This window comes from Enterocloster aldenensis (assembly GCF_003434055.1).
Lineage (GTDB): Bacteria > Bacillota > Clostridia > Lachnospirales > Lachnospiraceae > Enterocloster > Enterocloster aldenensis.
The window spans coordinates 1-645 of sequence record NZ_QVEX01000046.1; the positions used below are offsets into that span (position 1 = coordinate 1).

Genomic DNA, 645 nt, shown 5'->3' on the forward strand with positions numbered 1-645 from the left:
ACAAAGAAAACACTTAAGACATCACATGGTGAAGTGGAGATTGAATCACCTAGAGATCGTGATGGATCGTTTGAACCAGTACTGGTACCTAAACGTAAAAAAGATGTTTCTGCAATTGAAGAAAAGGTGCTCGCAATGTACGCCAGAGGAATGTCGCAAAGAGATATTTCTAAAACTGTTGAAGACATTTATGGTTTTTCTGTATCACATGAAATGATATCTGACATTACTGATGCAATATTGCCTGAATTAGAAGAATGGCGTAATAGACCGCTTAAAAAATGCTATCCATTCTTATTTGTAGATTGTATGTATGTGTCATTAAGACATGATTATGAAGTAAATCAAACTGCTGTATATGTAATTTTAGGGTATGATCTAAGAGGTCATAAAGAAATCTTAGGATTATGGTTATCACCAACCGAAAGCAAGAATCAATGGATGCAGATTTTTGATGAATTAAAAGCTAGAGGATTAGAAGATGTGTTCTTTATTTCTATGGATGGTGTATCGGGTTTAGAGGAAGGTGCAAAAGCTATCTTTCCTAAAGTCGTAGTTCAAAGATGTATTGTACACTTAATAAGAAACTCTATTAAATATGTACCAAGTAAAGACTATAAGAAATTCACACAATCTTTAAAAAGA

1 protein-coding gene is annotated in these 645 nt (G+C 33.3%); it reads left to right on the top strand.

Going from position 1 to position 645, the window contains the following annotated elements; translation table 11 throughout:
* On the top strand, positions 1-645 hold a 645-nt coding region (locus DWX59_RS29555), incomplete at both ends, for an IS256 family transposase (protein ID WP_235845213.1).